This is a genomic window from Pseudomonas sp. Irchel 3E20 (genome assembly GCF_900187645.1).
Lineage (GTDB): Bacteria > Pseudomonadota > Gammaproteobacteria > Pseudomonadales > Pseudomonadaceae > Aquipseudomonas.
Genome location: NZ_FYEE01000006.1, coordinates 51,827 through 72,498, shown reverse-complemented (window position 1 = coordinate 72,498; position 20,672 = coordinate 51,827). Strand labels below are relative to the sequence as shown.

Sequence of the window (20,672 nt, the reverse complement as noted above, 5' to 3'; positions counted from 1 at the left end):
AGAGCCAGAAAGCAGCTGCGAGCTGTAAGCGACAAGCTGCAAGAGCTTGCTGCTTACAGCTTGTAACTTGCAGCTGACCTTACCGTGGCAGCTTGAGGTTGTTCCATACCGCCAGGCTCGGTTCGGCCTGGTTGAGGGTGTAGAAGTGCAGCCCTGGTGCGCCGCCTTGCAGCAGGCGTTCGCACATCTGGGTGATGACCTCTTCGCCGAAGGCCTGGATGCTCTTGACGTCATCGCCGTAGGCTTCCAGTTGCTTGCGCACCCAGCGTGGGATTTCTGCCCCGCAGGCGTCGGAGAAGCGCGCCAGCTTGCTGTAGTTGGTGATCGGCATGATGCCGGGCACGATCGGGATGTTCACGCCCATCGCCCGTACCCGCTCGACGAAGTAGAAGTAGCTGTCGGCGTTGAAGAAGTACTGAGTGATGGCACTGTCGGCGCCGGCGTTGGCCTTGCGCACGAAGTTGACGAGATCGTCTTCGAAATTACGCGCTTGTGGGTGCATCTCCGGGTAAGCCGCCACTTCGATGTGGAAGTGATCGCCGCTTTCTTCGCGGATGAAGCTCACCAGGTCATTGGCGTAGCGCAACTCGCCGCTGGCGATGCCCATGCCTGACGGCAGGTCGCCGCGCAGGGCGACGATGCGCTTGATGCCCGCTTCCTGGTACTGGGCCAGCAGGCCACGCAGGTCGGCCTTGCTGTCGCCGACGCAGGACAGGTGCGGCGCAGCAGGGATTTTTACTTCACTTTCCAGCTGCAGCACGGTGTTGATCGTGCGGTCGCGGGTCGAACCCCCGGCACCGTAGGTGCAGGAGAAGAAGTCGGGGTTGTAGCCGGCCAGTTGACGGGCGGTGGCGAGCAGTTTTTCGTGCCCGGCATCGGTCTTGGTCGGAAAGAACTCGAAGCTGTAGCGACGGTCTTGGGACATGTCGGAATCTCCAGCCAAAAGCTGCAAGCTTTAAGCGGCAAGAGGGCGGGGCGCCGGGTCTTGTGGCTTGAAGCTCACCGCTTGTAGCTGCTCAATGAGCGATGAAGTAGCAAGCCACAAGCTTCAAGCCACCAGTAAACGCATCGCCTTTACTTGCCGCTTGAAGCTTGCCGCTTGCCGCTGCTGTCAGTACCGGTAGGCGTGCGGCTTGAACGGGCCTTCGACCGTCACGCCGATGTAGTCGGCCTGGGTCTTGGTCAGTTGGGTCACGACGCCGCCGAAACCGCGGACCATTTCCAGGGCCACTTCTTCGTCGAGTTTTTTCGGCAGCACTTCAACGGTCAGGCGCTCGGCTTTCTGGGCCGGCGACAGGTCGGCGTATTTCTGGCCGAACAGGAAGATCTGCGCCAGTACCTGGTTGGCGAACGAGCCGTCCATGATGCGGCTCGGGTGGCCGGTGGCGTTGCCCAGGTTCACCAGGCGGCCTTCGGCCAGCAGGATCAGGTAGTCGTCGTTCTGCGCGTCGAAATCGCCAGGGCCGGTGCGGTGGATCTTGTGCACCTGCGGCTTCACTTCTTCCCACGCCCAGTTCTTACGCATGAAAGCGGTGTCGATTTCGTTGTCGAAGTGGCCGATGTTGCACACCACGGCGCGCTTTTTCAGGGCCTTGAGCATGTTGGAATCGCACACATTGACGTTGCCGGTGGTGGTCACGATCAGGTCGATCTTGCCCAGCAGCGCTTTGTCGATGCTCGCTTCAGTGCCGGTGTTGATCCCGTCGATGAACGGCGAAACCAGCTCGAAACCGTCCATGCAGGCTTGCATGGCGCAGATCGGGTCGACTTCCGAGACCTTGACGATCATGCCTTCCTGGCGCAGCGACTGGGCCGAGCCCTTGCCCACGTCGCCGTAGCCGATCACCAGGGCCTGCTTGCCGGACAGCAAGTGGTCGGTGCCGCGCTTGATGGCGTCGTTGAGGCTGTGACGGCAGCCGTACTTGTTGTCGTTCTTGCTCTTGGTCACCGAGTCGTTGACGTTGATGGCCGGGATTTTCAGCTCGCCCTTGGCCAGCATGTCCAGTAGGCGATGCACGCCGGTGGTGGTTTCTTCGGTCACGCCGTGGACGCGTTCGAGAACGGCCGGGTACTTCTTGTGCAGCAGCTCGGTGAGGTCACCGCCGTCGTCGAGGATCATGTTGGCGTCCCATGGCGCGCCATCCTTGAGGATGGTCTGCTCCAGGCACCATTCGTACTCTTGCTCGGTCTCGCCTTTCCAGGCGAACACCGGGATGCCGGCGGCGGCGATGGACGCGGCGGCCTGGTCCTGGGTGGAGAAGATGTTGCACGACGACCAGCGGACTTCGGCGCCCAGGGCAACCAGGGTCTCGATCAGCACGGCGGTCTGGATGGTCATGTGGATGCAGCCGAGGATCTTCGCGCCCTTGAGCGGTTGCTCGCCGGCGTATTTGCGGCGCAGGCCCATCAGGGCGGGCATTTCCGATTCGGCGATGATGGTTTCGCGACGGCCCCAGGCAGCCAGGGACATGTCGGCGACTTTGTAGTCGGTAAAATCTGCAGGCGTGTTGACAGCGCTCATGAAGAGCCTCCATTCGTTTTGAGTGCGAATGGGCGCCGTTGTGCGTTTAAGGCCGGGCCGGATCATCCTGGCCAGACAACGCCCCATCCGAGCCTGACAGGTAGAACCTGCTGCAGCGCCCCTCGGACAGGTGGCGGGAAACGGCGTTTGCCGTGTTTGAAGCGGTGGGGATTATAGCGGGGTTTGCGCGGCAAGTTGCAAGCTGCAAGCGGCAAGTAAGGGCAGGAGCGCTTTTAACTTGCAGCTTGGCGCTCAAAACTCGAAGCTGGGAGGGCAACACCCCCCCGCAAATTGCCCACCCCCTCGGAGCCCCCCATGAATTTCCACACCCGCAAATGGGTCAAACCCGAAGACCTCAACCCCAACGGCACGCTGTTCGGCGGCAGCCTGCTGCGCTGGATCGACGAAGAAGCGGCGATCTACGCCATCGTCCAGTTGGGTAACCAGCGCGTGGTCACCAAGTACATTTCCGAGATCAACTTCGTCAGCGCCTCGCGCCAGGGTGACATCATCGAGTTGGGCATCACTGCCACCGAATTCGGCCGCACCTCCATCACCCTGACCTGTGAAGTGCGCAACAAGATCACCCGCAAAAGTATCCTCACCGTGGAAAAAATGGTCTTCGTCAACCTCGGTGAAGACGGCCTGCCCGCGCCCCACGGGCGCACCGAAATCAAATACGTGAAGGATCAGTTCAGCGCCGAAGGCATCGGCGAGTAACCGGCCACGCGATACCCCGCTACCACCGTTACCACCCCGTCGCCCGCCAGGCTTGGCGACGGGCTGACTGACCCATACCGCGTCCAGGGCCCGCACCTTTTACTAGGAGGCGATCATGGCCCTGACACCTAACGGCCCGTCCCACTACGTGCCCCTGGCGGCCCTGGCCGTGAAGATCCAGACGCTGTTCGCCGAGCGCTCGACCCTGGTCCAGGCTGTCGCCCGGGACCTGCGCCGCAGCCTGCTCGATAGCTACCCGAACCTGGACATCACCGACCAACTCCCCGTGCTGCTGACCCCGCGCTATCACTATGAGAACAAGGTCATCACGGCCCTACCGGCCGCCCACACGCCGCTGGTGGAGGTGTTGATCCAACGTTTCGTCGACGATAAACACGTCGATTTCGGTAATGGTGAGGTCATCACCGACGAGCCTGCCCGCCATCCGCCACGGGCCGGCGCCCTCAAGCCCTTCGACGCCGAAACCGCGATCAACGCCCGTGGCGCGCAGTTGCTACGCACCTGCCAGAGCGCCTTGATCGAGGATTGGACGAGCCTTTCGTACCAGGCTAAAAGCCGTTTCGAGGCCTTGGCGGGGCTGCTCAAGGACGGTTTCAGGGACGTGGCCGCACAAACCGCCACGCTGGATGTCGACCAGCAGCAGATGGTCAGTGACGTGGTGCAGGTGGCGGACAACAACCTGCGCCAATCCGGCGTGCGCGCCTACCTGGTCGACCAGTGGGGCGAGGAGGGCAGCCCCCATCTGGAGCTGCTGCGGGGCATGGTGCTGATCGCGCCCAAGGCTTCGGGCGAGCACGTGTTGCTGTTCACCCTGGGCGCGGGGGTCGAGGTGTTCGACTCCCGCGCAGCCTTGGGCGCGGCGCTGCCCAGGTGGTTGACGGGCCTGCGGCCGGGGAAAGCGATGCAATGGCGCCTGTACGAACCCGGAGCCAATATTTTCGACAGCTTTGCCCTGACCTTCCTGGCCAAGCAACTGGCCGACCTGGGGCAGCTGGCCAACTATGGCCGGCAGTTTCCCTTCTGGGGCAGTGCTGCGCTCAAGGGTGCGCATTCTTGGATCACAGGCGATTTCGACAGCCTGCAACTGGCCGATAACCACGACCTGCAACGTCTCTACAGTGCCTTACCGTCGTGGCTCAAGCAGGTCGACCGGGATTTGCGCAGCCTGTTCAGCCAACAGATGCGCCAAATGGCTGAACTGACCGCACGTGCGGGCTGGAAGTTTTTCAACGAGGGCGTGCCGACGATTCTCGATTTCACCCGTGAACGCTTGGTCGCGCAGTATCCCCAGGCCAGTGACGTCCAGCCCGATGACGTGCAGCTCACCATCCACACGGTGCGCGGCGCGTCGGCGGCGGGCGGCTTCCCGGTGAAGGTCATCACCACGCTGCTCGAAGTCGCCCTGGAGAACCTCGCGGCGCTGCCGGGCGATGCCATCAGCGTGCAGTTGCGCGACGGCAGCCCGCCGCCGGCATGGATGAACGCCCAGGCAATCAAAAAACTGGTGACCGACGCCGACATCGGCCGCACCTACCCGGAGCTGGTCAGCGCCAAGCTGCGCGACGATCAAGCCGAGGTAGCCTGGCGTAGCCAGCACTTTGCCGAGCAGTTGCGCATCGAGTTGCCCATGGTCGCCCTCCAAGCCCTGTGTCGCGGCCATGGCGGGGTGACGCGCAAGGGCTACGACTGCGTGGCGGCGGTGGTCAGGGAGACGCCGGAACAGCGTTATGTCGGCGACCAGGCCATCGTGCTGCGCCCGCTTGGCTTTCGCACGGGCGCCGATGTCAGCCCGGACAACGTGCTGAACATGTTCGTGATCGGGCCCAAGGACTTCGAGCAAGGCCCGCACCTGCTCTACCGGCCCATGAGCGAGGAGAAACTGCTGGAGTTCAGCTCGCACGAGGCGCTGTTCGAGGCCATAAAGCAACCGGGAACGTTGCAGCAGCAGGTGCTGGCCTGGATGAGCCGCGAAGCGCGCACGGTGTACCAGGGGGAAGGGTTCAACGTGCCGCACTTCAAGAGCATCGATGGCCTGGCGATGCTGTTCGACGCCATGTTCAGCAAGCCGGCGCTACTGAGCCGCGATGAGGTCTCGGGCGACTACCTCGCTCACCTCTACCACAGCCAGGTACGCGCCACCCTGGAGCTGGCGGACCGCCAATCGGTGTCCAACAGCGAGAACCTCTGGGCGCGACGCCTGGAGGGCTTGGCCCTGGGCTTGAACAGCGTGCTGTCGTTCGTCACTGGCCCCGCCGCCGTGGTGGGCTGGATGCTGGTGGCCTGGGATGTGCAAGGGCAGATCAACGCCGCCCACAACAACCCGACGCAGGACAAGAGCGCGGTGATGGCCGGGTTCTTCTTGAACATGGCGCTGGTGTTGATGCACTACTCCCGCACCGAAATCAGCAGCGCACGCCTGGAACGCGTGAAGGTAGACGAGGCGTTGACCGTGCCCGCTGCCGAAGAAGCCGCCGTGGCGCTCAAACCATTGCCTGAGGCCCGAGCCCAGAACGCCAGCCTCACGGCCACGGTGCCGATCGATTATGGCTTCGTGTTCACCTCCACCCGGTTGACCCCGGCCCAGGAGGCAGACCTCAAAAGCTTTGCCGTGCCCGCGCCGCAAGGCGCCCAACGGCTCAGCGCGGGCACACTGGCCGGGCTCTATCAGAACGCCACTGGCCTGTACGCGAACCTGGCCGATGGCTGGTTCCCGGTCACGAGGCAGCCCGACGGGGTGCGCGTGCAAGCAACCGACGCTCGCCCAGGGCCGTGGCTCAAGCCCCAGGGCAACGGCCAGTGGGTGCTGGACCTGCGCCTGCGCCTGGCCGGCGGCAGCCTGGGCCTGCAAGGGCAGGTGAGCCAGGCCCAGATCACGCTCAAGGAGCGTTTCACCAGCCTGTACCGGGCCTTCGAGGCTCGCGAGCACCTGGAGGCGGGTTTGGTCGCCAGGGTCCTGGCGGAAAACGGCTTTGACAATCGCCTCAAACGCATCGAGATCGAGCAGGCCAAGGCGCTGGTGCAGGGCGAACAGTCGCGCGAACTGCTGGACCTCTTGGAACAGCGGCGGCGCTTCGAGGTAGTGCGCCACTATGCCAAGACCCGCAGCGCGCTGATGGCTGGGCGGGTGGACTGCCTGCGCGTCCAGGTGCGCCTGCTGGAGCAAAAACGCCATTTGATCTGCGAGCGTTTGGCGGGGGCGCCCAGCCACAGCTATTTCCTCAACCTGGGGGAGGTGGCCAAGCGCAACCCCTCGCTGGAATTTCGCACCACCCTGGGCCAAATCGTCGCCCTGCATGACGAGGCGATAACCCTTTGCCGGGAAGAGCAGCAAACCTTCGCCCTGATGCTCAAGGAAGCGGTGGCGGGCGATGTCAATGTGGCGCGCCTGGACACGCCCGAGTTCAAGGGCAAGGCCGCGATCGCGCGCTGGCAGGAAGCGTCCCTGCGCCCGCGGGTGCTGCTGTGCCTCAAGACCCAGGTCGCGCCCCATCAGCGCGAAGGCCTGGCCCTGCTGACCCAGGCCAACCTGTATTGCCGGATGAAACTGGCCACGTACCGCGAGCTGTTCGACGCCCCGGCCCTGGGCCTGGAAACCCGCGCCCGGGTATTGAACGACGTGATTGATGCCCTGGCCTGGGAACATGTGCGCTTGCACAGGCTGGAGGGCGAACTCAACGGTTTTGTCGATCAACCGGCCTTGAGTGAATACCGCGCTTTCCTCTTGGGCGTGCGCCAGGACATCGTTGGCGAAACCCTGGAGCATTACGCCCGAGCGGCCACCGCGCCGGCATCGGCCATGCAGAGTGATGAGGTGGGCGAGCACCGGTTGCTGATCCGCCATGAACGCCTGGGCTTGCTGATAGCCGTCAAGGGTGAGCGCATCGCATCCAGCAGTAGCAGCAGTAGCAGCACCGCCAGTGAGCCGGAAAACGGCAACGAGCCGGGCACGGGCCGTGAGGGTGTCGCGGAGCTGGAGGGTCACGACGGCTCGCTCACGTTTTCGCTGGATGGCTTTGTGCAGTTCATCGACCCCTATACCGGTGCGGCTTACGCCGGGTTGAGAAAAACGATCTCTGAACAAAACATCCATTGGGACTTGGTGGCCCCGACGGTGGAGCGCCCCAGCCAAGCCCTGATGCGCTACATGAATGCCTTGCGCGTGCTGCGCCGCGGCGAGGCGCGTCTGGCCGACCTGGCGAATCTGGAGAGCAACCCATTGGTCTCGGTGCAGTTGCTACAGGCCGAGGCAGAAATCATGGCCGATGAACTGCGGATTTTTTACCAACTGTTCGAGGACCGCGATGTGCTGGACGTCAGCCTGATGAACCAGATGGATGGTGTGGCACGGCAGTTGAGCGACAAGAGCCGCGAAGTGGCGCAGCGCATGATTCTGGCCCGCGACCCGACCCCTGCCGGGGTGCGCCAATTGCTGAACGAGGGCGTAGTGGAAATCAAGGAAGTGCTGGCCACCGGGCGCGAGCCGGGCGCCGGCACGCCGCCGCTGTTTCGCAGCTTCTACATCAGTAAGGTGCCGGCGGTGGGTGCGCCGCCCACGGCGGTGGAGATTCTCTGGTTCGCCCATTTTCACTATGCCCCTCAGCGCACCGACAGCCGGGGCCTGGGCTTTACCCGGGCGCATCTGAAGCGCTACGTACGCCACTCCGAAACCTTCGACCAGCAAATCCGTAACGCCCGAAACGACGAACAGGTGCTCAACGTGCTGCGCACCACCCTCGACCATGAGGCGGCGCAGGGGTTGTTCTTCCCCCAGGAGACTTTGCCCTGATTGCACGGCACCACCGAACAGCCTGCGGCGCGGGAGGTCGTACCTGTACGCCCCCCTTCGCCCCAGGAATACCATGGCCACGCCAAACGACGGCAAGACCCCCAATCTGTCGGCCCGCGAGCAGCACGAAGTCGACAAAAACCAGCCGCCCCGCGCGGCGGTGTTGCACGAAATCATCCGCGCCCAGGGCGAGCAGGAGCTGGAGCGCAGCATCGCCGCGCTCTGGTGGTCGGCGCTGGCGGCGGGGTTGACCATGGGCCTGTCGCTGATGGCGATGGGCTTGCTCAACTCGCGCCTGCCGGACGGCGAGGGCTTCAAGGTGATCGCCAGTTTCGGCTATTGCGCGGGGTTTCTCGCGGTGATCCTGGCGCGCCAGCAACTGTTCACCGAAAACACCCTGACTGCCGTGCTGCCGGTGATGACCAAGCCGTCGCTGAACAACTTCGCCCGCTTGATCCGCCTGTGGTCCGTGGTGCTGGTGGGTAACCTGTGCGGCACCTTGCTGGTGGCCTACGTGATGCTGCACTTGCCGATCTTCGACAGCAAAACCGACCTGGCCTTCCTGGAAATCGGGCGCAAGGTCATGGAAAACCACACCGGCCAGATGTTCGCCAAGGGCATTATTTCCGGGTGGATGATCGCCACTATGGTGTGGATGATCCCGTCCATGGAGAGCGCCAAGATGTGGATCATCATCCTCATCACCTACCTGATGGCCCTGGGGGATTTCACCCACATCGTCGTCGGCTCGGCGGAGGTGTCGTACCTGGTGTTCGCCGGGGAACTGGGCTGGAAGGACTTCTGGCTGGGCTTCGCCGGGCCGACGCTGGCGGGCAACATCATTGGCGGCAGCTTCATCTTTGCCTTGCTCAGCCATGCGCAAATCCGCAGCGAAGCCACCGTGCCCAAGGCGTAGGTAGTTGAGGGGAAATGGTTTTTTTTCGGTGATGGGTAAATGATGGCCAGTTTCATGCTGTATATTGCGAACGTTTCCCATTTAGAGAAGACGGACCTTTATGCAGTTTTCAGCTTTTTCCCCGGCGCGCCTTTTCGCCGCGTTGGTCGTCCTGGCCCTGAGCCTGGGCACGGCCCACGCCCGCGATGACGGCACCGACCGCTCGGTGACCATCGAGAAAGAAACCCAGAGCAACGTGATTAATGCCGACGGCAGCTTTGTGGTCAGCGCCGAAACCGTACTGCTCATCAACGAAGAGCGAGCGATCAAGGAACAGGCGCAACGGTCGCTGAGCTACAACCGCACCCTGGAAACCCTCGACGTGGTGCAGGCGTACACGCAAAAACCCGACGGGCGCAAAGTGCCGGTGCTGGCCGAGCAGATCAAGGAGCAGCAGGAGCAGGCTTCTTCCGGCGCGCCGATGTTCCAGGACACCCGGGTCAAAGTGGTGATCTTCCCCGAAGTGGCGGTGGGCGATCGCCTGGTGTTGCAGTACAAGAAAAACCGCACCACGGCACTGTTCCCGGGCCAGTTTGAAGACCTGTCGTTCCCAGCCTTCCACCCCACCCAAGCGTTCAGCCTGATCTACGACCTGCCGGCGGATATGCCGCTGCACGCCGATGCCCGCGGCTTTACCGCGTCCACGCCTGCGGCGGCGCCGGGGCGCAAGGTCTATCGCTGGGACTATGTGCCCGCCGACAAGGCGCGCATCGAGCAGGGCGCGGTGTCGTACCTCGACTACGGCCAGTTCCTGGCGGTATCCACCTTCAGTGACTTCGCTGCGTTCGCCAAGGCCTACGACGCGCGGGCCAAGGTCGAGCAGACCGCCGAGATCCGCGAACTGGCCGCCTCCCTCACCGCCAAGCTGGATAGCCCCCGCGCCAAGGCCCTGGCCCTGAGCGACTGGGTGCGCAAGAACATCCGCTACGTTGCCGTGTACATGGGCGCTGGCGGTGTGGTGCCGCATTCGGCCAAGACCATCCTGGCCAATCGCTATGGCGACTGCAAAGACCACGTCGCTTTGCTCGAAGCCTTGCTGGCCGCGGCCGGTATCGACAGTACGCCGGCCCTGGTCAACCTGGGCAACGCCTACACCTTGGCCAAGGTGCCGACCCTGGGCGTGCTCAACCACGCCATCACCTACGTGCCGAGCCTGGACCTGTACCTGGACTCCACCGCCGAAGGCATCTCGGCAGGCTTTTTGCCGGCGCCGGTGCTGGACAAAACCGTGGTGCTGAGCAAAAGCGGCACCCTGGGCCACACCCCCGCGACCCAGGATGGCCTGGTGCAAAACACCACGGTGTTCAAGGTTACGTCCACGGGGGCGGCGGATTTCACCCACGCCTCCAACGTCAATGGCTGGGCGGCGGAACTGAACCGTTTTGGCATCAAGTCGATGAAACCGGCTGACCGCGACCTGCTGATCCAGCAAATCCTCGCCTCCTACGGCCAAAGCGCCAGCGGCAAGCTCGACGCCGGCAACCTCGAAGGCACCGCCAACAGCTACGAAATCAAGATGGCCGGGCGTACCGAAAACCTGGTCACCCTGCCCGGGCCCATCGGCGTGCCGACCCTGAGCAGCTTTGCCGGCGGCATCGCGCAGAACGTGTTTGGTTTCATCATGGAACCCGAGCGTACCCAGGCTTTCGGTTGCATTGGCGGGGTGACCGAGGAGCAGGCGCGTTTTGAGTTCCCCAAGGAAGTCAGCGTCCTCGCCGCGCCAAAACCGGTGAGCCTGCGCACCGCCAGTTTCGACTACAGCGCCACCTACACCCGTGAGGCCAACGCCGTGGTGGTCAAGCGCCGCTTCGCCTTCACCCACCCCAGTGCGGTGTGCAGCGCCGAGGACTTCAAAGCCATGAAGCCGACGGTGGACGCGATGGTCAACGACCTCAAGAGCCAGATCATCGTCCAGACGCTGTAGGGCGATTTGCTGGTTGAGGTAGGCCTGCGAACAGCCCTTGTGGGAGCGAGCCTGCTCGCGATAGCGCCGTGTCAGTCACCCGATATCGACGGGCAGGCTCGTTCCCACAGAAGGTTTTGGCTCGGCAGTCAGCCGGCCGCCGCCACCCGCTCGGCGCCGCGCTGGCGGTAGATAAAGTACAACGCCGCCAGCACGGTCAAGCCGCTGACCAGGGCGCCGGTCCACGGCAGGTCGGCCAGGTCGGCGCCGCTGGCCACCACCAGGCCGCCAATCCAGGCACCCGCCGCATTGCCCAGGTTGAAGGCGCTTTGGTTCAGGGTCGAGCCCAGGTTTGGGGCTTCGTGGGCCTGGTCGATGATGAGCAGTTGCAGGATCGGGCACAGGGCGAAGGCAAAAATCCCCCACAGCACCAGGGTGATGGCCGCCGGGATCAGCGATTGGCTGGTCTGGGTGAATGCCGCCAATACCAGCACCACCGCCAGCGCCATGCCCACCAGAGACGGCAGCAAGCGGCTGTCGGCCAGGCGCCCGCCGAGCATGCTGCCCGCCGTCAGGCCGACGCCGAACAACAGCAGCATGACGGTCACGCCGTGGGGGCTGACGCCGGTGATGTCTTGCAGGATCGGCGCGATGTAGGTGAACACGCTGAACAGGCTGGTGGACGCCAGCACGCTCATGCCCAACGCCAGCAGCACGTTGACCTTGCCCAGCACCTTGAACTCAGTGGCCAGGTTGGCTTTGTCCAGAGTGATGGCACGGGGTAGCCAGCGCCATTGGGCGAGGGCGGCGATCACGCCGATTACCGCCACCGCCCAAAACGTCGAGCGCCACCCGGCGTACTGGCCCAGCGCCGTGCCCAGCGGCACGCCGAGCACATTGGCCAGGGTCAGGCCAGTGAACATCAGGGCAATCGCCTGGGCTCGCTTGTTCGGCGCCACCAGGCCTGCGGCCACCACCGAGCCAATGCCGAAAAACGCCCCGTGGCACAGCGCCGTGACCACCCGCGCGGCCATCAGCGTGGCGTAGTTCGGCGCCAGGGCGCAGAGGATATTGCCCAGGATGAACATCAGGGTCATGCCCAGGAGCGTGGCTTTGCGCGGCATGTTGGCGGTGCCGATGGCCAGGATCGGCGCGCCGAACACCACGCCCAGGGCGTAGCCGGTAATCAGCAGGCCCGCATCGGGGATGCTCACCCCCAGGTCGCGGGCGACGTCGGGCAGCAGGCCCATGATGACGAATTCAGTCGTACCGATGCCGAAAGCGGCAACGGCCAGTGCAAGCAAAGCAAGTGGCATGCGCAAGGTCTCTGTCTGTAGTCTTGACGCTTTAATCAGGCATACGCCGGCCAGCTCCGGTTCGCGCGGGGCGCGGCGGTGGCGGGCCTTTATTGGAATGGGTGTGTGCGCAACTGAATGGGGCGTGGCGGTGGCCAGTATAAACAGGGCTGCTGAAACGTGGTGAAACGATTCTGCAAAACCGGACAAGGAGCACACCGTGCTGGCAACCACCCTGGTATTGGTCGCCGCGCTGCTGCATGCAGCCTGGAACACCCTGATTAAATTCAGCGCCGAACGCTTGCTGGTGATCGCCTGCATGGACAGCGTGGCCATGCTGTTCGTGGCGCTTATGTTCGCCTTCGGCGCCGTGGACTGGCCGCCGGCCGAACTGTGGCCGTGGATCTTCGCCTCGGCGGCCCTTGAGCTGCTGTATCGCTATTTGCTGATCCAGGCCTACCGCGTCGGCGACCTGGGGCTGGTCTACCCGCTGATGCGCGGTTTGTCGCCCCTGGTGGTGCTGGCCCTGACCCTGTTCTTTGCTGGCGAAGTGCTGACAACCCAGCAGATCATCGGCATCCTCCTGATCCCCCTCGGCATGCTCTGCCTGCTGTGGCAGGGCGGTGGCGGGGAGCGCTTGCCCTGGTCGATGCTGCCGGTGGTGGCGCTGATCGGCCTGTGCATCGGTGGCTACACCTACATCGACGGCCAGGCGTTGCGCCGCTGGTCCCACCCGCTCGATTACCTGGTGTGGGTGACACTGCTCAGTGCCTGGCCCTATCCGGTGCTGGCGCTGGTGGCCAAGCGGGCGGCGTTCACCCTGTTTTGGCGCGAGCAATGGCGGCTGGGTTTGAGCGTGGGGTTCTGCGTGCTGTTGAGCTATGCCCTGGTGTTGTGGGCGATGCAGCTAGGCTCGATTGCCGAGGCGGCGGCGCTGAGGGAAATCAGTGTGATTCTGGTGGTGCTGTTCGGTATGCGCTACCTCAAAGAACCTTTCGGCCGGCCGCGGCTCTTAGCGTGTGGGCTGGTGTTGATTGGCCTGTTGGTGATGAAGCTCTAAACCGGATCTAAACAAAAACTAAACAAGGGTATGTGTGATGACTGTGGCTTTTTGGTGTGTGCTGATTGCGATTTTCCTGCCCTACCTGGGTACGGCCGTGGCCAAGGTCAGCGGCAAGTATGGCCTGCGGGACAACCATGACCCCCGGGCCTTCATGGGCAAGGCGCAAGGGCTGGGCAAACGCGCCCACAACGCCGAACTCAACAGCTTTGAAATCACCCCGGCCTTCGCCGCCGCCGTGATAATCGCCCACCTCGCCGGCAACGCCGACCTGGTGACGATCAACGTGCTGGCGGTGCTGTTCATCACCACGCGCCTGCTGTTCCTGATCTGCTACCTGGCCGACTGGGCGACCCTGCGCTCGCTGATGTGGTTCGTGAACATGGGGCTGGTGGCGAGTTTCTTTTTCGTCTCGATGTGAGGCGGGCGGGTAAGCGGAGCGCAGCCCGGCCCGCTCCCCCACAAGCCTGCTCTCACAAAACCTCAAGGCTTTTGCGGCACATCCGGTAACGCGAGGCCCTTGGGCCAGAGCATCCAGATCTGCCCTTGCTGCTTCATGTCGCCGGCCAGGTGCCCGGCGGCGTCGCCTGTGCCCCAGAACAGGTCGGCGCGCACTTCGCCGGTGATGGCGCCACCGGTGTCCTGGGCCGCGACCGGGCGTACCAGCGCGGTGCCGTCGGGGCGGGTGGTGGACAGCCACAACAGGCTGCCCAGCGGGATCACCTTACGGTCCACTGCCACGCTGTAGCCGGAGGTCAGCGGTACGTTCAACGAGCCGCGCGGGCCCTCGTTGCTGTCCGGGTTGCGGTTGAAGAACACATAACTGGGGTTGCTCGCCAGCAGCTCGGGGATGCGCGTTGGGTTGGCCTTGGCCCAGGCACTGATGGTGCCCATGGTGACCTCCTCCTTTTTCAACTCGCCCTGTTCCACCAGCCAACGGCCGATGGGCCGGTACGGGTGGCCGTTCTGGTCGGCGTAGCCGATGCGCAGTTGCCGGCCATCTTCGAGTTGCACCCGGCCCGAGCCCTGGATTTGCAGGAATTGCAGGTCCATCGGGTCGGTCAGCCAGGCGATCACCGGCGCTTTCACACCCTTGGCCTCGATGCTGGCGGAGTCGTCGTAGGGCTTGAGCACCCGCCCTTCGAGCCGGCCGCGCAGGCGTTTGCCCTTGAGTTCGGGGTAGAGGCTGTCCAGCGCGACCACGATCATGTCCTCGGGCACGCCGTAAACGGGCACGTGGGCGCTGTCGGTGCGGGTCAGGCTGCCGGGGTAGACCGGTTCGTAGTAGCCGGTAATCAGGCCTTTGTCGCTGCCCTCGCCGGAGCGCAGGCCATAGACCTGCAAATGCTCCTTGAGGAAGGCGCGGATGGCCGCCGGGGTCTGGGGCAGGTCGGCGGCCGCCAGGCAGGTGCCGCCCCACACCGGGTCGGCCTTGAGGCGGGTGCAAGCACTGCGCCAGGCACCGAAGCCGGCCAGCAGGTCGTTATCGGCCACGGCGGGCAGGGCATCCCAGGAGGCACTAGCGTAGGTGGCGAGGGCGTGGGGTTCGGGTTGGGTGCTGTCGCCGCCGTTGCAGCCGGCCAGCAGCGCCGCCAGCAGGGGCAGCGTCCAGGCCAGGCGACGGCGGTTGAATCTTGGGTTCATGCACGATGTCCTTGGTGGGTTGGGCACAGGCATCAGGCCTGCGGGCAACCCTCATTGTTAATAGGGCTATTGGTCTTTGCGGGCGAGGCGAGGATACTGGCCGCCGTTTTCCGTGACCTGAAGCCACCATGACTCTTAAACGAATTTCCGTTGTATTGCTGGCCTGCCTGGCCCTGGCCGCCTGTGGCGGTGTCGATCCGAACTCGCCTTTGGGCCAGCGCAAGGCCATCTTCAAGCAGATGCTCAAGACCGGCGAAGACCTGGGCGGCATGCTACGTGGGCGCATTCCTTTTGACGGCCAGCGGTTTGCCGACGGCGCGGTGAAACTCGACGCCTTGGCCCACGAGCCGTGGAAGCACTTCCCGCAGGTGCGTGAGCAAGACCACACCAGTGCCACGGACGATGTCTGGAAAAAACAGGCGCGCTTCCAGGAAATCGCCCGCGAACTGGAAGCGGCCACCGGCCAATTGGTGATCGCCAGCAAGATCCAGCCCTACAAGGTCAGCAACCTGGCACCGGCGGTGCAACGGGTCGAAGACGCGTGCAGCGCGTGCCATAAGGAATTCCGCGATCATTGAGTGCTGCCCGTAGCAAGTGGGCAAGCCCGCTTGCTACGGGGCGGCGGTTTATTTATCCAGCTCTTCCACCGCTTCTTGCAGTTCCTTACGTGACTTGGCCAGTTTGTCCTTGAGCTTGTTGATCTTCTCCGGGTCGCCCTTCTTCATCGCCTTGTCCAGGTCGCCCTGACGGCGACTGACTTCGTGCTTGGCTTCCAGCACTTTGTTTTCCCGTTCCTTTTTCAGCGAGGCGTCGGTGCAGTGGGCGGTCACTTCGCTCAGGGCTTTTTCCAGGCCGGCGAGCTGGTCGCTGTTGCCGTGGGCCTTGGCGTGTTCGATCTGGGTGGCGATGGACTGGCGCTTGGCGGCGCAGCCCGTGAGTTCCTGGGCGGGTTCAGCGGCCAGCAGCGGGGTGGACAGGCTGCAAAGCGTGATAAGGGCGAGCGGTGCAAGAAATTTCATAAAAGCTCCGTACAAAAAATAGTCTGGTCGTCTGCCAATGGCGATTGGAGCCGGTTGGCGGATGCGGGTTCAATCCGGCGTCTAGAAGCCTTCAACGCCGGCCATACGTAAATGTTCGGCCAGGGCCAGGACCTGCGGGTCGCGAAAAAAAGCGCTCAGTTGCGCCGCGCGCCCCGGGCCGATGCCCGGCTCGGCCTGCCACTGTTCGGCCTCGCGGCTGGCCAGGGCCTGCCATTGCCGGGGCAGGTTGGCGCCAGCGGTCGGCGGCATGCCCAAAGCCTTGAGCCAGCGTTCGAACGGGCGTTGCCGGGCACTGTGGAAACTGTTGAGCAGGCGCGTGCTGCTACGTGCGCCGAAGCCGGCAATGTTAGCAAGCTCTTGGGCGTCGAGGGTCAACCAATCGAGCAGGTGGCCGATTCGCCCGGCCGCCAGCAATTTCTCCCAAGTCCCCGGGCCGACATGCGCCAGGCCCAAGCCTTGTTTGCCACTGAGCCAGGTCAAACGAGCCAGGAACTGGCTTTCGCACCCCGCGCTAGGTTGCCAGCAGCTGAGGGCGTGGAAGGCCTGCGGGTCGGGCACCGGCAGGGCTAGCCGTTGCGGGTTGCGCCACAGCACGTTGTCCAGGCGCGGGATGGTCAGCCCCGCCAGGCTGATGGCCACATGGTCGCCGGGGCGGATGTCCAGGGCTTGCCAGCGCGCGAGGGAGCCGGCGCTGACCCGTTTGATCTGGCGGTCGTCGAGCAGCACCGGGGTCAGTTCCAGCACCGGGGTGATGCGCCCGGTGCGCCCGACCTTGAAGTTGACCTTACGCACTTCGGCCAGGGCCTGGGCGAAGGGGTATTTCCAGGCCACGCTCCAGAACGGGCTGCTGGCCTGCCAGCGCTCGGCGGGCGGGCGCCGGCTCTGGCGCAGCACCACGCCATCGCTGGCGAAGGGCAAGGCTGTGCGATACCAATGCTCGCGCCATTGCCGGGCCTGGGCAAAATCCTTGATGGGTTGGCTGTATTCGACGCTATCGGTGAAACCCAGTTGCGCCAGGCCGGCCAAGCGCTCGGGCAGGGTGGCGGGGCCTTGGGGCCAGTCCCAGACAAACAGGCCGATACCGCTGGCCTCGTCGGCGCCCAGGGTTTTGCGCGCCATCAACCCGGCCACGCGGCCGCGGGCGTTGCGGCTGCCGGCCTTGGCCTGCACGTGTGCGTCGAGGCGCCAGTAGAGTTCGCCTTGCAGCAGCAGGTCTATGTCCTTGGGCAGTTGCCGGGGGATGGCCGCAACCTGCAAGGCGTTGGCGGTCCAGTCCTGGCCGGTGTTGCCGTCGCCACGGCTGATGGCCTGCTGGAGCAGGCCCTGGCGGTAGATCAGGGTGACCGCCACGCCATCGACCTTGGGTTGCACCCAGACGTCATCGCGCGGGTGCAACCAGGCGCGCACGGCTTCGGCGTCGTTGAGCTTGTCCAGCCCGGTATGGGCGATGGGGTGCGCCACCGGGCCGCCCGCCGTGCGCAGTGGGTGGGTGGGAATGTCGGCGGGGGCGGGGAAGCAGCGACGCCATTGGTCGAGGCGGATGCGGCTCTGGTCGTAGAGTTCGTCGGCTACCAGCGCCTGGCCCTGGCGGTGGTAGCTGTCGTCCCAGTGGGCGATTTGCGTTTGCAGGGCGCCGATCTGTTCCCGGGCCTGTTGGGGCGTCCAGGACGGGCAGTCGGCAAGGGCTGGCAGGCAAAAAAAGGCGAGCGCCAGGCTGGCGCAAAACCGCAGGGGGCGAGGCATGGTGAGCATCCTTGCTCGGCTTGGGGGAGCCTGAAGCCTAGACCCGTCGCCCACAAAAAAGCCCCGCACGGAGCGGGGCTTTTTTTGCAGCGTATGTCGGCTTACTTCAGCAGGCCGCCGAGGGCGCTAACGCCGCTCTTGTCAGCTTTGGCCTGGGTTTCTTGCGTGACGCCGTCAACCTTCTGGTTGGCTTCTGCGGTCTTGTCGCCGACCACTTTGCAGCCTTTGTTGGCTTGCTCCAGGGCAGCCTTGTAACCGGCGGCCTTAAGGGTGTTGCCGCTGGCTTCGGCTTCGTCGAACTTGGCTTGCAGTTCGGCGGTTTTCTCTTTGCAGTTGCCGTCGGCAACGCCGATGTGGCCGGTCACTTTCGAGGTCAGCGAGCCCAGGTCCACGGCTTGTGCAGGCAGGGAGAACAGCGCGAACAGGGCAGCAGCAGGAGCGAGCAAGGAAATACGCATGAAAAACCTCAATGTTCGATCGCGCGCGCACAAATGATCTCGGATAAGCGCGTCGCAATATCCAAATGGAATAAGGATCCGAGTTGGCGCGGATTCTATTGGGCCATCATTGGGCCTGCAAGTGAGACATGTCGTTTAGCCATTAAAAAACCCCGCGCGGCATGCCGGGCGGGGTTTTCGGTGCAGCGAAACGGCGTTTACAGGCCGGCGGCGGTGCGCAGGTCGTTGGCGCGGTCGGTTTTTTCCCAGGTGAAGGTGGTGAAGGTGTCTTCGCCCACGGTCTTTTGCTCCGGGGTGCGGCCGAAGTGGCCGTAGGCCGCGGTCGCCTGGTACATCGGGTGCAGCAGGTCGAGCATCTTGGTGATCGCGTAGGGGCGCAGGTCGAACACTTCGCGCACCAGTTTGATGATCTTGTCATCGCTGATCTTGCCGGTGCCGAAGGTGTTCAGCGAGATCGAGGTCGGTTGCGCCACGCCAATGGCGTAGGACACCTGGATCTCACAGCGCTCGGCCAGGCCGGCGGCGACGATGTTCTTGGCCACGTAGCGACCGGCGTAGGCTGCCGAGCGGTCTACCTTGGATGGGTCTTTGCCGGAGAACGCGCCGCCGCCGTGGCGGGCCATGCCGCCGTAGGTGTCGACGATGATCTTGCGCCCGGTCAGGCCGCAGTCGCCCACCGGGCCGCCGATGATGAACTGGCCGGTAGGGTTGATGTGGAACTGGGTGTCTTTGTGCAGCAGTTCGGCTGGCAGCACGTGCTTGACGATCAGTTCCATCACGCCTTCGCGCAGGTCTTTGTAGGAAACTTCCGGGTTGTGCTGGGTCGACAGCACCACCGCGTCAATGCCCACCACCTTGCCGCCTTCATAGCGGCAGGTGACCTGGGATTTGGCATCCGGGCGCAACCACGGCAGCAGGCCGGATTTGCGGGCTTCGGCCTGGCGCTGCACCAACTGGTGGGAGAAGGTGATGGGTGCGGGCATCAGCACGTCGGTTTCGTTGCTGGCGTAGCCGAACATCAGGCCCTGGTCGCCCGCGCCCTGGTCTTCCGGCTTGGCGCGGTCAACACCCTGGTTGATGTCGGGGGACTGCTTGCCAATGATGTTCATCACGCCGCAGGTCGCGCCGTCGAAGCCGACGTCGGAGCTGGTGTAGCCGATGTCGGTGATGACATCGCGCACGATCTGCTCCAGATCAACCCAAGCCGAGGTAGTGACTTCGCCGGCGATGATCGCAACGCCCGTTTTCACCAGAGTCTCGCACGCCACACGGGCGAACTTGTCTTCAGCAATGATGGCGTCCAGCACCGCATCAGAAATCTGGTCGGCGATTTTGTCCGGATGCCCTTCAGACACGGACTCGGAGGTGAAAAGGGAGTATTCGCTCATCTCGATGGTTTCCTACTGTTTACCGATGGTGAGTGTCGCCAGCCGGCCGCTGAAAATGGCGGACCTGGATCTGGAAACCATTACGTAAGCCTACATAGAGGCTGTCCCCGGGAACGAGTCCCGCAGCGGTGGCCCAATGGGCCAGATCGTCCTGTTCAAACCCCAACCAAAGATCACCGCAGGCCTCCCTGGCCCAACTTTGGTTGTGACTGCATAACTCTGTCACCAGCAGGCTACCGCCCGGTTGCAGCAGATCGGCCATGCGCTTGAGGGCATCGGCGGGCGCGGCGAAATGGTGTAGCACCATGTTCAGCACCACGCAATCGGCTTGCAGGGCGACGCCGTTCAAGGCGTCGGCCAGTTGCAGGCGCACATTGCCCAACGCCTGGCGCTGGCACACCTGGCGCGCCAGTTCGAGCATCGCCGGGCTGTTCTCCAGTGCGGTGACCTGGCTGAAACGCTGCGCCAGCTCCGGCAGGAAACCGCCGTCGCCGGGGCCGACTTCAATGGCCGTGGCGCCTTCACTGAAGCTCAACTTGTCCAGCAGCGCCAGCACGCTTTCCCGGTACTGGGGCAAGCCGGCGATCAAGTCTTGCTGGGCCCGAAACTTCTCCGCAACCCGTGAGAAAAAATCCTGGCTGGCGGCGGCCCGTTGCCCGTGGACCTGGCCTATCCGCGAGCGCACTTCGGCGGGCAGGGTCAGGTTGTCCACTTCATCGAGCAACGCCGCGTGCAACTTACCCCCCAGCAATTCGGTGTGGGGCAGGGCGCGGCGATAAAAAATCGCATTGCCCTCGCGCCGTGTTGCCACCAGGTCGGCTTGGGCCAGCACCTTCAAGTGGTGGCTCATGCCGGACTGGCCGATGGCGAAGATCTGCGCCAGTTCCAGCACGCCAAACGAGTCGTTGGCCAGCGCGCGCAAAACATTGAGCCGCAACGGATCGCCGCCAGCCTTGCACAAGGCTGCCAGCTCATCGCAATCGTCATGACGAATTGAAGGCACGCGTAAATTCATAAGGCCGGCAGTCTAGTGACGGGCCTGTCGCCCCGCAAGGTCAATATCAAAAAGTTTTGATATTGCTCGATAAATGGCACTCCGGCAGTGCTGGCGGGTTCTACTCAAAGGGTGCGCAATGGT

The 20,672-nt window shown here is 63.9% G+C and carries 16 protein-coding genes and 1 riboswitch; of the genes, 7 read left to right on the top strand and 9 right to left on the bottom strand.

What is annotated here, in order from left to right:
- Positions 1 to 79 precede the first annotated feature (79 nt).
- Both metF and ahcY read right to left on the bottom strand, forming a co-directional pair.
- Complete coding sequence (gene metF, locus CKW13_RS13205; RefSeq protein ID WP_095109066.1) at positions 80 to 925, bottom strand: methylenetetrahydrofolate reductase [NAD(P)H]; 846 nt, start codon at positions 923 to 925, stop codon at positions 80 to 82.
- Between the two features lie 186 nt (positions 926 to 1,111).
- Complete coding sequence (gene ahcY, locus CKW13_RS13200) at positions 1,112 to 2,521, bottom strand: adenosylhomocysteinase (RefSeq protein WP_095109065.1); 1,410 nt, start codon at positions 2,519 to 2,521, stop codon at positions 1,112 to 1,114.
- A 23-nt stretch (positions 2,522 to 2,544) separates the two neighbouring features.
- A riboswitch (S-adenosyl-L-homocysteine riboswitch) is annotated at positions 2,545 to 2,651 on the bottom strand.
- A gap of 185 nt (positions 2,652 to 2,836) precedes the next feature.
- On the opposite strand from ahcY, the gene CKW13_RS13195 reads away from it, so the two are divergent.
- The 4 genes from CKW13_RS13195 (at position 2,837) to CKW13_RS13180 (ending at position 10,927) form a co-directional block, all read left to right on the top strand.
- Positions 2,837 to 3,241: an acyl-CoA thioesterase gene (locus tag CKW13_RS13195; RefSeq protein WP_095109064.1), complete on the top strand. Its 405-nt coding sequence runs from the start codon at positions 2,837 to 2,839 to the stop codon at positions 3,239 to 3,241.
- 115 nt (positions 3,242 to 3,356) lie between these two features.
- Positions 3,357 to 8,048: a dermonecrotic toxin domain-containing protein gene (locus tag CKW13_RS13190; protein WP_095109063.1), complete on the top strand. Its 4,692-nt coding sequence runs from the start codon at positions 3,357 to 3,359 to the stop codon at positions 8,046 to 8,048.
- A 73-nt stretch (positions 8,049 to 8,121) separates the two neighbouring features.
- Positions 8,122 to 8,964, top strand: coding sequence for a formate/nitrite transporter family protein (locus tag CKW13_RS13185; protein ID WP_095109062.1), 843 nt, complete (start codon positions 8,122 to 8,124; stop codon positions 8,962 to 8,964).
- Between the two features lie 100 nt (positions 8,965 to 9,064).
- Positions 9,065 to 10,927: a DUF3857 and transglutaminase domain-containing protein gene (locus CKW13_RS13180; RefSeq protein ID WP_095109061.1), complete on the top strand. Its 1,863-nt coding sequence runs from the start codon at positions 9,065 to 9,067 to the stop codon at positions 10,925 to 10,927.
- Positions 10,928 to 11,055: 128 nt separating this feature from the next.
- Here the strand turns inward: CKW13_RS13180 and CKW13_RS13175 are convergent, their stop codons facing one another.
- A complete protein-coding gene (locus CKW13_RS13175) occupies positions 11,056 to 12,222 on the bottom strand; it encodes an MFS transporter (RefSeq protein ID WP_095109060.1) in 1,167 nt (388 codons plus the stop codon).
- Between the two features lie 199 nt (positions 12,223 to 12,421).
- Here CKW13_RS13175 and CKW13_RS13170 point away from each other — a divergent pair, with 199 nt between their 5' ends.
- Positions 12,422 to 13,261 (top strand): EamA family transporter, encoded by an 840-nt coding sequence (locus tag CKW13_RS13170; protein WP_095109059.1) that lies wholly within the window; start codon positions 12,422 to 12,424, stop codon positions 13,259 to 13,261.
- A 37-nt stretch (positions 13,262 to 13,298) separates the two neighbouring features.
- Complete coding sequence (locus CKW13_RS13165; RefSeq protein ID WP_095109058.1) at positions 13,299 to 13,682, top strand: MAPEG family protein; 384 nt, start codon at positions 13,299 to 13,301, stop codon at positions 13,680 to 13,682.
- A gap of 62 nt (positions 13,683 to 13,744) precedes the next feature.
- Here CKW13_RS13165 and CKW13_RS13160 read toward each other — a convergent pair whose 3' ends face one another.
- Positions 13,745 to 14,905, bottom strand: a complete 1,161-nt coding sequence (locus tag CKW13_RS13160) for a murein transglycosylase A (RefSeq protein ID WP_095109057.1) — start codon at positions 14,903 to 14,905, stop codon at positions 13,745 to 13,747.
- A gap of 128 nt (positions 14,906 to 15,033) precedes the next feature.
- On the opposite strand from CKW13_RS13160, the gene CKW13_RS13155 reads away from it, so the two are divergent.
- Positions 15,034 to 15,483, top strand: coding sequence for a cytochrome c (locus CKW13_RS13155; protein WP_095109056.1), 450 nt, complete (start codon positions 15,034 to 15,036; stop codon positions 15,481 to 15,483).
- 48 nt (positions 15,484 to 15,531) lie between these two features.
- Here CKW13_RS13155 and CKW13_RS13150 read toward each other — a convergent pair whose 3' ends face one another.
- From CKW13_RS13150 to CKW13_RS13130, 5 genes are all read right to left on the bottom strand, one after another.
- Positions 15,532 to 15,924, bottom strand: a complete 393-nt coding sequence (locus tag CKW13_RS13150) for a DUF1090 domain-containing protein (RefSeq protein ID WP_095109055.1) — start codon at positions 15,922 to 15,924, stop codon at positions 15,532 to 15,534.
- An 81-nt stretch (positions 15,925 to 16,005) separates the two neighbouring features.
- Positions 16,006 to 17,688, bottom strand: coding sequence for an NAD-dependent DNA ligase LigB (gene ligB / locus CKW13_RS13145; protein ID WP_095109054.1), 1,683 nt, complete (start codon positions 17,686 to 17,688; stop codon positions 16,006 to 16,008).
- A 101-nt stretch (positions 17,689 to 17,789) separates the two neighbouring features.
- Positions 17,790 to 18,146: a DUF1090 family protein gene (locus CKW13_RS13140; protein WP_095109053.1), complete on the bottom strand. Its 357-nt coding sequence runs from the start codon at positions 18,144 to 18,146 to the stop codon at positions 17,790 to 17,792.
- Positions 18,147 to 18,343: 197 nt separating this feature from the next.
- Entirely contained in the window at positions 18,344 to 19,534 is a 1,191-nt protein-coding gene (gene metK, locus CKW13_RS13135) for a methionine adenosyltransferase (protein ID WP_095109052.1), read from the bottom strand.
- A gap of 19 nt (positions 19,535 to 19,553) precedes the next feature.
- Positions 19,554 to 20,549, bottom strand: a complete 996-nt coding sequence (locus CKW13_RS13130; RefSeq protein ID WP_095109051.1) for a metalloregulator ArsR/SmtB family transcription factor — start codon at positions 20,547 to 20,549, stop codon at positions 19,554 to 19,556.
- Between the last annotated feature and the right edge of the window lie 123 nt (positions 20,550 to 20,672).

Bases quoted from the DNA above. Each gene is read 5' to 3' on its own strand.
- metF (WP_095109066.1), bottom strand. From the start codon at position 925: ATGTCCCAAGACCGTCGCTACAGCTTCGAGTTCTTTCCGACCAAGACC.
- ahcY (WP_095109065.1), bottom strand. From the start codon at position 2,521: ATGAGCGCTGTCAACACGCCTGCAGATTTTACCGACTACAAAGTCGCC.
- CKW13_RS13195 (WP_095109064.1), top strand. From the start codon at position 2,837: ATGAATTTCCACACCCGCAAATGGGTCAAACCCGAAGACCTCAACCCC.
- CKW13_RS13190 (WP_095109063.1), top strand. From the start codon at position 3,357: ATGGCCCTGACACCTAACGGCCCGTCCCACTACGTGCCCCTGGCGGCC.
- CKW13_RS13185 (WP_095109062.1), top strand. From the start codon at position 8,122: ATGGCCACGCCAAACGACGGCAAGACCCCCAATCTGTCGGCCCGCGAG.
- CKW13_RS13180 (WP_095109061.1), top strand. From the start codon at position 9,065: ATGCAGTTTTCAGCTTTTTCCCCGGCGCGCCTTTTCGCCGCGTTGGTC.
- CKW13_RS13175 (WP_095109060.1), bottom strand. From the start codon at position 12,222: ATGCCACTTGCTTTGCTTGCACTGGCCGTTGCCGCTTTCGGCATCGGT.
- CKW13_RS13165 (WP_095109058.1), top strand. From the start codon at position 13,299: ATGACTGTGGCTTTTTGGTGTGTGCTGATTGCGATTTTCCTGCCCTAC.
- CKW13_RS13160 (WP_095109057.1), bottom strand. From the start codon at position 14,905: ATGAACCCAAGATTCAACCGCCGTCGCCTGGCCTGGACGCTGCCCCTG.
- CKW13_RS13155 (WP_095109056.1), top strand. From the start codon at position 15,034: ATGACTCTTAAACGAATTTCCGTTGTATTGCTGGCCTGCCTGGCCCTG.
- CKW13_RS13150 (WP_095109055.1), bottom strand. From the start codon at position 15,924: ATGAAATTTCTTGCACCGCTCGCCCTTATCACGCTTTGCAGCCTGTCC.
- ligB (WP_095109054.1), bottom strand. From the start codon at position 17,688: ATGCCTCGCCCCCTGCGGTTTTGCGCCAGCCTGGCGCTCGCCTTTTTT.
- CKW13_RS13140 (WP_095109053.1), bottom strand. From the start codon at position 18,146: ATGCGTATTTCCTTGCTCGCTCCTGCTGCTGCCCTGTTCGCGCTGTTC.
- metK (WP_095109052.1), bottom strand. From the start codon at position 19,534: ATGAGCGAATACTCCCTTTTCACCTCCGAGTCCGTGTCTGAAGGGCAT.
- CKW13_RS13130 (WP_095109051.1), bottom strand. From the start codon at position 20,549: ATGAATTTACGCGTGCCTTCAATTCGTCATGACGATTGCGATGAGCTG.